Origin of the sequence: Sinomicrobium weinanense (genome assembly GCF_018863395.1) — a bacterium.
Lineage (GTDB): Bacteria > Bacteroidota > Bacteroidia > Flavobacteriales > Flavobacteriaceae > Sinomicrobium > Sinomicrobium weinanense.
In genome coordinates this window covers 820,725-833,206 of the sequence record NZ_JAHKRR010000002.1, presented here as the reverse complement: position 1 = coordinate 833,206, position 12,482 = coordinate 820,725, and the positions used below count along the sequence as shown (strand labels likewise).

Below are 12,482 nucleotides of genomic sequence, written 5' to 3'. Positions count from 1 at the left end.
ATTTTTTAAAACCGGATGTCGAAATTCAGGTCTTCATCTTTGACCGTAAACCTGGCAATATCGAAAGTCGGCGGGCCGTAACTCATATTATTACCGCTCATGCCGTAATCTTCCTGGGGCATGCCGCCGGTGTCGAAATCCATACGGTAATTTTTGTTCTTGTCATGCATGGCCAGAATGGCATATTCCCCTTCCGGAACATTTTTAAAGGTGGCACGTGGAGCCTTGTCCAGGGATGTGATTACAGTGTCACGGACGCCACGCCCTTTCATAAAGGTGTTTTCGTCATGCAGGGCAATGAGCACCTGTCCTTCATTGTTGCTCAGGTTAACGATAGAAACGGTAATATCCCGTCCCTGGTCCTCCTGTGCCTGTAGTGCAAATGAACAAAGTAAAGTGCAGAAAAGCAAAGTAAACGTTTTCATAATAACAGTATTTTACGTTAATAATGCTCCAAAGATCTGCTGTGAAATACTATAATACCAGAAATAAATGCTGAACTGTCAGATGACGGGGATCAATTGTAAATAACGGGCAGACTTTTGCCGGGAAATATTTCCCTGTTCACCCTATAATAACCCCCGGGCTTTGATCTCCAGGTATTTGTTGATGGTGTCTATGGTGAGGTTTTCCGGGGTTGTGAGTATGGAGTAGATGCCGTATTTCCGGAGTTCGTTGACGATAAGCCGTTTTTCAAAAGCAAATTTCTCTGCGATAACCTTGTCATAAACCTGCTGAATGGTTTCTGCCCTGTTGTTGACGAGGTCATTGAGTTCGGTGTTTTTAAAGAAGACAACCACGAGCAGATGGTTTTTTGCAATGCCTTTCAGGTATGGCAATTGGCGTTGCAGCCCGTCCAGTGTTTCGAAATTGGTATAGAGGAGGATAAGGCTGCGGTTGGTGATGTTGCGTTTTATATCGCCGTATAGCCTGCTGAAGTCCGACTCAAAAAAATCGGTCTGTATGTTGTAGAGGGTTTCCAGTATCAGTCCCATCTGGGAAGTTCGCCGTTCTGCCACGACGATGTTTTCCACTTTCTTGGAAAAGGTGAACATCCCGGCCTTGTCTTGCTTTTTCAGGACTACGTTGCTGATCACCAGGGTGGCATTGATAGCGTAATCGAGCAGGCTGAGGCCTTCAAAGGGCATTTTCATGACCCTGCCCTTGTCGATCACCGAGTATACGGGCTGGGATTTTTCGTCCTGGAACTGGTTTACCATCAACTGGTTTTTCTTGGCTGTCGCCTTCCAGTTCAGGGTACGGATATCATCGCCCTGGACGTATTCCTTGATCTGTTCGAATTCCATGGTGTGGCCGATCCTGCGTATTTTTTTGATGCTGTATTGATGCAGGCGGTTGGTAAAGGCCATGAGGTCGTATTTGCGGAGCTGGAGAAAGGCCGGATAGGTGGGGACCATAACATCGTCACAGAAAATATACCGTTTGGCAATAAGCCCCAGGGTGGTGGAAATATATATGTTGAGCCTTCCGAAATGATATTCTCCCCGTTCAGTGGGCCTCAACATGTATTCCAGCGTACGTGATGAAGAAGCGGGCAGCTTTCTTTCCACCCTGAAATCCCTGACCTGGAACTGCTCCGGGATCTCGTCTATGATCCTGGCCTGTACCGGAAAGGTGTAGTGATTGTCTATCGTAACCTGTACCGGGTTCTCATCTCCGTTGGAAAATTTTTCCGGGGGTATCCTGACCGCTTTTATACCGGTTTTGGAATAGAACAGGATCAGAATATCCAGGAAAGTAAAAGCCAGTAGTATAACCAGCCCCAACTTGGCCACAAAGAACAACTTGCCGAAGATGAAACTCACTATAAAGAGGATCATCACGGCGATACAGCCGTAAAAAAAGTGGTTTTGCAGGTATAGTGGTTTAAAGAATTTCAAGTTTTTTTGTTTCAGGTTTCAGGTTTTATTCGGGTGCCGGGCATTTTGTTACGTTTTACATCCCTGCCCATCCTCTTACACACCCCCAACCCCTCTCAAGAGGGAAGCTATAATGCTCTTTAAAAGATATAAAACTCCCCCCCCTTGAGGGGGACAGGGGGGTGTTCCCCCTTTAAAACAAACCAGTCCACAATCTTCCGATCTCCGAACTGATAAACGATCACCGGGGTATTTCCACGGCCTGGATGATCTGTTGAATGACCTGTTTCCCGGTGACGCCTTCCATTTCCCTTTCCGGGGTAATGATGATACGGTGCTGCAATACGGGAACGGCGACCTGTTTAATATCTTCGGGGGTCACAAAATCGCGCCCGTTTATGGCTGCATAGGCTTTCGAGGCTTTCAGTATGGCAATGGAGGCCCTGGGCGATGCCCCGAGGTACAGGAACGGGTTGCTGCGGGTATTTGTAATGAGCTCCGCAATGTATTTCAGCAAATGAGGCTCCACAAGTACTTCGTTGACCAGTTTCTGGTAGGTAGCTACCTGCTCCCTGCTAAGGAAGGCGGTGACCTTTTCCGTCTTTTTGGTCTCCCCGAGCTGGTGTTCGCGGGTAATGATCTCTATTTCTTCTTCCAGCGAAGGGTATTCCACCTCTATTTTAAAGAGGAAACGGTCCAGTTGTGCTTCGGGCAGGCGATAAGTGCCTTCCTGTTCCACCGGGTTCTGGGTGGCCAGTACCATAAAGGGAGTGTCCAGCACATAGCGTTGCCCGTCCATAGTGATCTGCCGTTCTTCCATAACCTCGAACAGGGCGGCCTGGGTCTTGGCAGGGGCACGGTTTATTTCGTCGATCAACAGCATATTGGCAAATACAGGCCCCTTCTTGAATTCAAATTCCGATTTTTTAAGGTCAAATACCGAGGTCCCCAGGATGTCCGAGGGCATCAGGTCCGGGGTGAACTGTATCCTGCTGAAATCCACAGTAAGGGCTTTGGACAGCAACTTTGCCGTAATGGTCTTGGCCACTCCGGGAACGCCTTCTATAAGCACATGGCCGTCGGCGAGCAGTGCCGTGATGAGCATGTCCATCATGTGCTTCTGGCCTACGATAACCTTGGAGAGTTCATCTCTTACCTGTTTCACGGCTGATTGTAATTCGGAAAGGTCTATTCGCGACCGGAACTTTAACTCTTCGGAAGCGTGATTCCCATCTGTGGTACTTTCCTCCCCGGGAATACCGGCCTTATCATCCGGTGGATTTATCCCATCCCCGGTATTTTCTCCGGGTATGTGGTTTTGTTCGTTCATATCTGTTTTTCTTTTCTCTCGTTATTATGGGTGTAAAAGTTTTCTATGGCCCGGTTTAGTTGCAGGAGGTCTTCTTCCGTACATTCCGGTTTGGACTGCAGCCTTATTATGAGGTCTACAAGTTTCTTAATTACCTCCCTGTCCCGACCGGTCTTGGCGGCCAGGTTACGGACGAATTTATCGTTTAAATCGGTGGTTTCCAAATAATAGTCGCGCCTTATTTTTTCCAGAAAATAGGTGATCTTCTTGTCTACGAGATTGGTATGGTCTTTGGTTTCGTAATAGAGGTTGCCGATGGTTTTAATGAAGGCCACCGTGGTATTCGGTAAAGGCTGGATCACCTGTACGATACGTTGTTTGCGTTTTGCATTGAAGATCATAAATGTGAGCAGGGTGAGCAGTCCGATAAACCATGCCCATCGCAGTGGTGGTTGGGACAGGATAAAACGGAGCGGGGAATTTCCAAGCTGCTTCCGGTCGCGCGAATCGAAGAACACCGCATTTTGCCCGAGATAGGCCAGGGCGTCTTCGGCATATTTGTAATTATCGTCCCTGAGCAGGTAATAATTGGTAAAGACATAAGGATATGTATGCAACAGAAAATAGCCTTTGCCATACCTGATCTTTACAAAATTGATCCGCTCTTTTCCGAAATCCTGATACCCCAGTACCGTAGTGTTCAACGAATCCAGTTTGTAAAAATAAGAACTCAGTGCGCCATCGTCTACAGATATCGAATCCCGCTTTACGCGGGAATTGGCCAGACTGATACGGCCTTTTTGCTTGAAGCTGAAATCGTATGTAATGGAGAATCCCAGGGAATCCTGCAATGTGTTGGAGATATTTTCCGAAGCAATAAATACGGTGTTGCCCGAAGCTGCATAACTGAGCAGTTCTTGCGTGGAAACTTCATCGGGCCGGTATTCCTTGTGAATATAGATATAATTGCGATTGGAGAAATAGCTGGAGTTTTCCTTGTCGTACAGGGTGCTGAGAAATTCGTAGGGAGATACTTTTACGTCCCTGACACTATCTTTAAAAGCAGATTTCAACTCGGTATAAAATACCTTTAACCCGTAAGGCTTGGTATGGGTTTCGTTAAAGGTGGGAGTCCAGTCCACAGGTTCCGGCCGTGACAGTTCAAAAAAAGCAACAGCGGAGACCAGGAGGATGAGGATGCCTGTATATAATTTAATCCTGTTGTTCATCGGGCCAGGGAATTTATCAGGTCAGAAAATGTGCGGGCAGCATTGCTGTATTGTGCCTGGTCTATATCGAACTTGCCATACCAGATGTAATTGTACAGGTAGGAAGCATAACCGAATTCCGGTTGAAGGGTATGGTTCTTCAACTCACGGAGGTAATCTGTATTGGTTTTTTCTGTATCGTAGGCAATGAGTTCTTTGCCGGACAGTTCCTTAAGCAGCCATAAATAATAATATCGTATGGCCTCGCGGTAGTTTTTGTCTGAAACGGCATCGCTCACCAGCTGGTTAAAGTCGGTGATATGAATATTATTCTCAATATCCCTGGCTGTGATGATCTTCCGGTCGGACGATTTACGAAAGATCCATTGGCCTTCCCTGTTCATAATGGCACGGACAATAAAGAAAATAACGGCCATTATAAGCAATATGTAGAATATTTTCAGGGAAATATCGGTGATATCCGCAGCTTTTTGCGCCGAATCGAGCCGGAAAAGATCGGACAGGAGCCGGGCAAGCCATTCCTTGAACCGGGTGAACCAACCGCTTGGCGGATTGGTTTCGTACTGGTATTCGGGACCGTTGTATTTTTCACTGAACCCGGGAGAAAATTCCCTTTTCTCCACAGGAGTGGTATCTATACGCAGGCTGTCCACGGTTTCCCGGGAAAATGAAACCTGGTAAAGAGAAAGACAGAGGATATAAAATAACAGATACTTTTTCAACACAAGTTTTTTTAATCTCCCGATGTACCGATCTGATCTATGACCGAGGCGGTGTTTATGTTTTCATTTTCTTCTTTGAGGCTGAAATATACGATTCCCTGGTTCATCTGTACCACTGTATTTCCCACAAGGCCCAGGAGAAAGGAGAGTACGTAAAAGACGAGCATGATCGTGAGCAGTATTCCCATGCTTTCATCCGGGTCTGACCCCAGGGAAGAGGACGAGGTAAATACGGAAAAAATACCGACCAGATAGGGGATCAATGTCATTATGCCCTGAATGATCTGTATCATAAAATAAAACAGGGCCACACATCCCGCACTGACCCAGAACCGTTTGAACGTAAGCTGAAGACCATATTCGAAACAGTTAAAGATACCCTTGCCGGAATCCAGATATTCCATAAATGCATTGTTATAAGACAGGGTAATGACCGCCACCACCAGGGGAATGAGAAATATACCGATACCGGTGACAAACAGGATAAGTATGGCAATACCGCCTCCCAAAAAGACCGCAAGGGAAATAAGCATGGAAGCGAAAAAATAGATAAAAAGCTTTCCTGTGTTTTTTTTCAGCGTGTTTACAATGTCTTTCGTTGTAAAATCAGCAGCGCCTTTTTTGGCATAAAGCAGCATGTAGACCGGGGTGTAGATATAAGTGATAAAGGTGACAAAAACTGCTACAAGGGCAAAAACAGCCATGAAAATAACAATCAGCAGGGCATTGTCGTTAAAGTAATTTTCAATGGTAGCGTCCGGATTGATCGGCCCCTGGGAGGTGGCCAGCAGGGAGGTGTACACCTTCATAAAAAAATAAGCCAGCACCATGAGTACAAGGATAAAAGCCCCGTTGATGAGAAAATAATTCTTGTAAAAGTGCTTGCCTGTTTGTCTTAGAAAGGCAAAGGTGTCAGAGAACAGTTCTCCGAACTCCCTTTTTTTATAGAGTTGAATCATATGTGTGCAAGGTCATTTTTTTATTTACGATATAGGGATAAAAGATATAATAGAACGTAATGATGCCGAGGGTGACCAGAATGATCGCTACGGACAGGCTGTTGGGCATGGCCCCGGAATACCGGGTGACAAAACCTTCCAGGAATCCTGCACAGACAAAGAACGGGAACGTACTGATAAGAATCTTTACCCCGTCTTTAAAAGCCATTTTAAAGGAAACGCTCCTGGAATATGTGGCGGGAAAAAGTATTCCCGCCCCGAGGATAAGTCCCGCAGCACCGGTGACCACAATGGCAAATATTTCCATGGCGCCGTGTATCCATATACCGCGGACACTCTCCCACAAAACCCCTTCGGCCTGGAACATGTACTGGAAAGCGCCGAGCATAATACCGTTGTGCAACAGGATCCACCCGGTCCCCAATCCGCCGAAAATACCATATACAAAGGCACGGATACCCACGTAGATATTGTTTATGGTAATGCCGACAAAGCTCCCCCAGTTGCTCCCGCTTTTGTACACGGCTACCGGGTCGCCGTTCTCTATGTTCTCCAGGGTCATATTTACATAGTGGTCTCCCAGGATAAGGCGTACAAAAGTGTCGTCATAAGCCGCTGAGACTGCACCGATGGCCACAAAAGCGAAAAACAGGATAAAGGCATAGGCAAAATATCTTCTGTATTGATATACCACCATGGGGATTTCGGTCCGGAAGAAGTAGAGAAAGCGATTGGTCTCCTGCCTCCTGGTCTTGTATATCTTTTGAAATGCCCTTGCCGCCAGCTGGTTCAGATAAGCGATGACCTTGCTTTTCGGATAATAGGTCTGGGCATACGACAGGTCGTTGACAATATGAATATACAAGGTGGCCAGCTCATCCGGATTTTTGAATCGTTGATTGAAAATAGCCTTTTCAAAGTTGAGCCATTTTTCCTTATTTTGCTTTATGAATGCAACTTCTCTCATGATATGGGATTCCATACAACGGCACGGATCATACTCCCTGGTGTATGTATTATTATCCTTTGAACAGGATGGTGAAGGTGTAAAGTTAAAATAAAACTGATACTTTTATAGCTGGAAAATGTGAATTTATCCTGTCTGTGAAATAATTACCGGAAATCCGGGATATAAAAAAAATGAAAAAACGGATAGCTTGCAAAGCGGTTGAAGTATAAGAGCTCAATACCCGGAAAATAAAGCGGAAAGCGAAAAAAATATGGCAGAACTTCAGATCAATACCACCCAGAACGTAAACATCAGTTTTACGGCAGCTTCGGTAGGCGAAAGGATCCTGGCCTATTTTGTAGATATGCTGATTAAGGTCGCCTATGTAGTAGTGGTATACCAGATATTGTTCCGGGCCCTGGCATTTAACCGGTTTCTTAGCGGAATGGACCGATGGTCGGAGATCGCTGTAATGCTGATCTTTTTCTTGCCTTTTATGTTCTATACCCTGCTGTTCGAATCCCTTTTGGAGGGGCAAACCCCGGGCAAAAGGCTGTTGCGGATCAAAGTGGTGAAGATCGACGGTTATCAGGCTTCGTTCCCGGACTACCTGGTACGGTGGTTTTTGCGTATTGTAGATATTAATATGCTGGGAGGGGTCGTAGCACTGATAAGTATTATTATGAGTAACAAAAGCCAGCGGCTCGGCGATATGACCGCAGGCACCTCGGTGATCAGCTTAAAGAACAAGGTAACGATAGATCATACCATACTCGAAAACCTGCAGGAAGATTATCAGCCCATATACCCCACGGTTATCCGCCTGTCCGACAACGATGCCCGTATTATCAAGGAAACTTTTTTGTCTGCCAAAAAGTCGGGAGACAAGGCAATTATGAATAAATTAAAATCAAAAATAGAAGAAGTCATACAGTCAAAAGCCGAAGAACCGGATGTAAATGCCTTTATTGACCGTATATTAAAGGATTATAATTATTTTACGCAAAAAATGTAATCCCTCGGCTCCCTTCGACTTTAGTTTATCCTGAGTTTAACCGAAGGGCTCAGGGACCGCCACTCGGGAACTTTGAACCTTGAACCTGAAACCTTGAACCTGAAACCTGAAACCACAACCCCTATGTTTTATCTGATCATAGACCTTTTAGGACTCGTTGCGTTCGCCATTTCAGGTGTGTTGGCTGCACTGCATAAAAGGCTGGATATTTTTGGTGTTTTTATCATTGCCTTTGTCACGGCTGTGGGAGGAGGTACTATCCGGGATATACTCATCGGAATAAACCCTGTTACCTGGTTGCAGAACAATGTGTACATGTACACTATTATAATTACCGTGATCCTGGCCCTGATCTTCAGGGAAAAACTGAAATACCTGCGTACATCCCTGTTCCTGTTCGATACGATCGGTATCGGGCTATATACCCTGATAGGGGTGGAAAAGGGTGTGGCGGCAGATTTGAGTGCCGTGATGTGTATTGCCCTGGGAACGATCACTGCCTGTTTCGGAGGAGTGATCAGAGATATTTTGTGCAATGATATTCCGGTGATTTTTCACAAGGAAATTTATGCCACGGCCTGTGTCGCCGGCGGCGGGGTTTATTTTCTGCTGAAACTTCTCCCCATCCCCGAGGATGCTGTTTTTATACTTTCCATTATTATTGTCATTACCATAAGGCTGCTGGCCGTGAAATTTAAACTCGCACTCCCGAGTATTTATAAGAACTAAGAAAGAACCAGAGATGTCCGTTACAGGTATCATGGAATACTTCTCCTAATTTCTTTTATATAAGATGCATAAAAATGCATAAATATATATATAAAGGAAATAAATTAATTCCAATACATCATATTATTAATAAGTTGTTTTATAGATATTTTAATGTTAAAGCAGTATGTTTTGGCATAAATATTCGCAAATGGTATGTATTTTTTGTATTATTGTTGCTCTTTTATGCATTAATATGCAGTTTAAGTCGAAATAAAATGCTTTTTAAAGCTGTTTTTTGACATTCTTTTATATGATGCCTTTACTTTTCAAAGGCCGGAGATTTGACAATAGAACGGCCAGGATCACCACTACAGGTCGGAAATACAAGAAAAGAGCAAATGCGTTAAGTGCTTTACAGACAATTTGCTCATATGTTTTTCAGAAGTTTAACTAACCAAATACACTAAAATTATGAAAGAAAAAGTACAATTTCTGTTTTCGGTATTGCTGTATTTTGCGTGTTTGTCTTTGTGGGCGCAGGAACGGCAGATATCCGGGGAAGTGACCGGGGAAAACGGGGAACTCCTGCCAGGAGTATCGGTTTTTCTCAAAGATTCTTCCATAGGGACTACCACCGACTTTGACGGGAAGTTTACCCTGCAAATACCGGATGCCCCGGATGGGATACTGGTTTTTTCCTCCATGGGATACACACAAAAAGAAGTTCCCGTAGGGGACCGGTCTGTCTTTGAGGTCGTCCTGGGCGAAGAGTTGGAGAAACTGGATGAAGTAGTTGTTGTGGGCTATGGTACACAGAAGCGGGGCAATCTTACCGGTGCTGTTGCGACCATAGAACCCGAAATACTGGATTCCAGGCCTATTACCGATGTAGCCAGGGGATTGCAGGGCGTAAGCCCCGGCCTTACCATTACCAGCCCGAGCGGACAGATAGGGGAAAGCCCTGTGATAAAGCTCCGGGGAAATATTGGTACCCTGGGAAACCCGGATGGCGGGGGAGCACAACCCCTTATCCTGGTCGATAATGTAGAGGTGCCGGACCTGCAATCCATAAACCCCCAGGATATTGAAAATATTTCCGTGCTGAAAGATGCTACCTCAACCTCTATATACGGAGCAAGGGCCGCATGGGGGGTAATACTCATTACTACCAAAAACGGGCGGCGAAATTCTGCACCCACTGTATCGTATTCCAACAACTTTTCCTGGGCCACACCCACAACAACCCCGAAAATAGCCCCTGCCGCAGAAGGGGCGGAAATGGCCTTTGCTGCGGTACACCGAAGGGTTCCCTCCCTGGATGTTTTTAGTATCGTGGGGATGTCTGTCGACGAGCTGGCCATAGAAAAGATGCGGGAGTGGGAAGAGCTTTACGGAGGGCAGGACCTAGGTATGGAAATGGTAGAAGGCCGGGATTTCGAACGCAGGGACGGAAGGCTGTTCTTTTATCGTTCGTGGGATCCGAGGAAACTGTTTATGCGGGATTGGGCTCCGCAGCAGAAACACGACCTCTCCGTTTCCGGGGGAAGTGAGAATACGAACTATTACCTGGGCCTGGGATACCTGAACCAGGAAGGTGTCCTGAAAGTTAACCCGGACCAATTCGACAGGTATAATGTAAATTTAAGTGTCAATACCAAAATAAACGACTGGCTGAGCGTAAGGGGTAAGGTGCTGCATTCCAATACCAAACTTACCAAGCCCTTCTATTTTACCAGCGCTACCTACGACCCCTGGTATTATGTTACCCGCTGGCCGGCCCAGTATCCTTACGGGACTTTTGAAGGAAAGCCGTTCCGGAACCATATCTCGGAAGTGGAGCAGGCCGAGATGAACGAAACCACATATTCCCTGTCCCGTATCAACCTCGGGGGAACGATCAGCCCGCTCGAAGGACTTACCGTAAATTTCGATTATACACACGACCGTACCGAACAGCATGAACACCAGACCGGCGGAGTGCTGTCTGCGTATAACTTCTGGGCCACAGGGCCGGACCTGAAATACGAAGCCTACAGCAGCCCTTCGTATAACCGGGTACAGTACGAATCGGACTGGAGCCGCAGAAATACGGCCAAAGCCTTTGCTACCTATGTTAAGGACTACGGAGATCACTCCCTTAAATTCATCCTCGGAGGCGATCTGGAAGAATATGAATACTGGTCGCATTATTCCCAAAAGAGGGATTTGCTGGATCCGGGAAAAGGCGAACTTTCCCTGGCTACCGGAGATATGTTTGTCGGCGGAGATAGGAACAAATGGACAACCCTGGGAGCTTTTGCCCGTATCAATTATTCGTATAAAGACAAATATTTACTAGAGCTCAACGGCCGTTATGACGGGGCTTCACGTCTGTCAAGCGATGAAAAATGGGCCTTTTTCCCGTCCATGTCCGTCGGATATGTTATCAGCAAGGAGGACTTCATGGATTTTGCCACTCCCACATTGTCTTTTTTAAAGATAAGGGCATCTTATGGAGAAGTGGGGAACCAGGATGCGCGCCTGAATAATATTTACAGGGTAATGCCCACCTATAGTTCCGATTGGGTGATCGACGGTCAGAACATTGTTACCGCCAGGACTCCCGGTGCCTTGCCTGCATCCCTTACCTGGGAAACCGTCACCACCTTCGACGTAGGAGTAGATGTGCGTTTTTTCCAGGACAAACTGGGCGCGACCTTCGATTGGTATAACCGTACGGTAAGCGATATGCATAGTGACGGGATCACTTTGCCATCTTCCTTTGGTACAGGATCGCCCATACGGAATTACGGCGAATTGCAGACCCGGGGCTGGGAACTGGCCGTGGATTTCAGGCACACCTTTGCCAACGGACTCCGGATCAACGCCATGGCTACCTTGTCTGACTTTAAAGAGAAGATCACCAAATTTGCCAATACCACAAAGGGGATCGATTCCAACTACGAAGGAAAAACACTCGGGGAGATTTGGGGGTACGAAACTGACCGGTTCTTTACAGAAGGCGATTTTGATGCCGATGGCAATCTGTCGCCCGGAATTGCTTCCCAGGAAATATTTGAAGACAACGGATGGTTTTACTATGGCCCCGGGGATGTCAAATACAAAGACCTGAATGGGGACGGGGTTGTTGATTACGGTTCCAAAACCGTGGGCGATTCCGGGGATATGAAAGTGATAGGGAATACCACCCCGCGATACCAGTACGGTATTCAGCTCGGTGCCAACTGGAAAGGATTTGACCTGAATATGTTTATGCAGGGCGTGGGTAAACGCGATTTCTGGGCCAATGGCCCCGTTGTTATTCCCGGTTATCGTTATGGCGAAGGGTGGTACGATCACCAACTCGACTACTGGACTCCTGAAAATCCCAATGCACGCTACCCGAGGCCCAACGATCAGCAGCAGTCCAATAATGCGATGAACTTTCTCCCCCAGACCAAATACCTTCTGGACCTGTCTTACCTCCGGATGAAGAATATAACCCTCGGTTATACGATCCCGCCCGGACTTACCGATAAGTTGAGCATCAGCACGGCCCGCATTTATTTTAGCGGTGAGAACCTGTTTGAGTTTGAAAATATAGGGGTTCCGATCGACCCGGAAATTGATTACACAAAAGCAGGGAAGAACGATAGCAACACCTTTGCCCGTGTCTACCCGTTTAGAAGGTCATTATCTTTTGGCGTACAACTAACCTTTTAAAAACCG

10 protein-coding genes are annotated in these 12,482 nt (G+C 46.3%); 3 read left to right on the top strand and 7 right to left on the bottom strand.

The genetic code is table 11. The annotated features are described in order from the left end of the window. Positions 1 to 5: 5 nt before the first annotated feature. From KN811_RS09115 to KN811_RS09085, 7 genes are all read right to left on the bottom strand, one after another. Positions 6 to 425: a DUF2141 domain-containing protein gene (locus KN811_RS09115; RefSeq protein ID WP_187965725.1), complete on the bottom strand. Its 420-nt coding sequence runs from the start codon at positions 423 to 425 to the stop codon at positions 6 to 8. A gap of 144 nt (positions 426 to 569) precedes the next feature. Continuing rightward, on the bottom strand, positions 570 to 1,901 hold the full coding sequence (locus tag KN811_RS09110) for a DUF58 domain-containing protein (RefSeq protein ID WP_247716440.1): 1,332 nt from the start codon (positions 1,899 to 1,901) through the stop codon (positions 570 to 572). 220 nt (positions 1,902 to 2,121) lie between these two features. Then, a complete protein-coding gene (locus KN811_RS09105) occupies positions 2,122 to 3,210 on the bottom strand; it encodes an AAA family ATPase (protein ID WP_187965724.1) in 1,089 nt (362 codons plus the stop codon). Continuing rightward, positions 3,207 to 4,418, bottom strand: a complete 1,212-nt coding sequence (locus KN811_RS09100; RefSeq protein ID WP_187965723.1) for a DUF4350 domain-containing protein — start codon at positions 4,416 to 4,418, stop codon at positions 3,207 to 3,209. Before KN811_RS09100 ends, KN811_RS09105 begins: the two co-directional genes overlap by 4 nt. After that, positions 4,415 to 5,140: a DUF4129 domain-containing protein gene (locus KN811_RS09095; protein ID WP_187965722.1), complete on the bottom strand. Its 726-nt coding sequence runs from the start codon at positions 5,138 to 5,140 to the stop codon at positions 4,415 to 4,417. Before KN811_RS09095 ends, KN811_RS09100 begins: the two co-directional genes overlap by 4 nt. An 11-nt stretch (positions 5,141 to 5,151) precedes the next feature. After that, the gene (locus tag KN811_RS09090; RefSeq protein ID WP_187965721.1) at positions 5,152 to 6,099 is read right to left on the bottom strand and encodes a hypothetical protein; all 948 of its coding nucleotides are present in this window, start codon (positions 6,097 to 6,099) and stop codon (positions 5,152 to 5,154) included. After that, a complete protein-coding gene (locus KN811_RS09085; RefSeq protein WP_187965720.1) occupies positions 6,083 to 7,066 on the bottom strand; it encodes a stage II sporulation protein M in 984 nt (327 codons plus the stop codon). The genes KN811_RS09090 and KN811_RS09085 overlap by 17 nt, the downstream gene beginning before the upstream one ends. A gap of 253 nt (positions 7,067 to 7,319) precedes the next feature. Here KN811_RS09085 and KN811_RS09080 point away from each other — a divergent pair, with 253 nt between their 5' ends. The 3 genes from KN811_RS09080 to KN811_RS09070 all read left to right on the top strand — a co-directional run bounded on the left by KN811_RS09080 (position 7,320) and on the right by KN811_RS09070 (position 12,476). Then, entirely contained in the window at positions 7,320 to 8,063 is a 744-nt protein-coding gene (locus KN811_RS09080; protein WP_187965719.1) for an RDD family protein, read from the top strand. A 123-nt stretch (positions 8,064 to 8,186) separates the two neighbouring features. After that, on the top strand, positions 8,187 to 8,792 hold the full coding sequence (locus tag KN811_RS09075) for a trimeric intracellular cation channel family protein (RefSeq protein ID WP_187965718.1): 606 nt from the start codon (positions 8,187 to 8,189) through the stop codon (positions 8,790 to 8,792). Between the two features lie 453 nt (positions 8,793 to 9,245). After that, positions 9,246 to 12,476 carry a SusC/RagA family TonB-linked outer membrane protein gene (locus KN811_RS09070; RefSeq protein WP_216334784.1) on the top strand — a complete coding sequence of 1,077 codons (3,231 nt, stop codon included), beginning with the start codon at positions 9,246 to 9,248 and terminating at the stop codon, positions 12,474 to 12,476. Positions 12,477 to 12,482 lie beyond the last annotated feature (6 nt).

Excerpts from the sequence above, each read along its gene's own strand:
- KN811_RS09115 (WP_187965725.1), bottom strand. The coding sequence starts at position 425 with ATGAAAACGTTTACTTTGCTTTTCTGCACTTTACTTTGTTCATTTGCA.
- KN811_RS09105 (WP_187965724.1), bottom strand. The coding sequence starts at position 3,210 with ATGAACGAACAAAACCACATACCCGGAGAAAATACCGGGGATGGGATA.
- KN811_RS09100 (WP_187965723.1), bottom strand. The coding sequence starts at position 4,418 with ATGAACAACAGGATTAAATTATATACAGGCATCCTCATCCTCCTGGTC.
- KN811_RS09090 (WP_187965721.1), bottom strand. The coding sequence starts at position 6,099 with ATGATTCAACTCTATAAAAAAAGGGAGTTCGGAGAACTGTTCTCTGAC.
- KN811_RS09085 (WP_187965720.1), bottom strand. The coding sequence starts at position 7,066 with ATGAGAGAAGTTGCATTCATAAAGCAAAATAAGGAAAAATGGCTCAAC.
- KN811_RS09080 (WP_187965719.1), top strand. The coding sequence starts at position 7,320 with ATGGCAGAACTTCAGATCAATACCACCCAGAACGTAAACATCAGTTTT.
- KN811_RS09075 (WP_187965718.1), top strand. The coding sequence starts at position 8,187 with ATGTTTTATCTGATCATAGACCTTTTAGGACTCGTTGCGTTCGCCATT.
- KN811_RS09070 (WP_216334784.1), top strand. The coding sequence starts at position 9,246 with ATGAAAGAAAAAGTACAATTTCTGTTTTCGGTATTGCTGTATTTTGCG.